The sequence below is a fragment of the Rhodococcus sp. MEB064 genome (assembly GCF_000834565.1).
GTDB lineage: Bacteria > Actinomycetota > Actinomycetes > Mycobacteriales > Mycobacteriaceae > Rhodococcoides.
The window spans coordinates 1-235 of sequence record NZ_JXQS01000079.1; the positions used below are offsets into that span (position 1 = coordinate 1).

Sequence of the window (235 nt, forward strand, 5' to 3'; positions counted from 1 at the left end):
TTCACGACGGACGTTAGCACCCGCCGTGTGTCTCCCATGCTCGGCACTTGTAGGTATTCGGAGTTTGCATCGGTTTGGTAAGTCGGGATGACCCCCTAGCCGAAACAGTGCTCTACCCCCTACAGTGATACATGAGGCGCTACCTAAATAGCTTTCGAGGAGAACCAGCTATCTCCGAGCTTGATTAGCCTTTCACTCCGATCCACAGGTCATCCGCTAACTTTTCAACGGTAGT

Annotated in this window: 1 rRNA gene; it reads right to left on the reverse strand. The window is 52.3% G+C overall.

The features are described 5' to 3' along the window. Window positions 1-235, reverse strand: a 23S ribosomal RNA gene (locus RU01_RS21930); the annotation flags it as partial.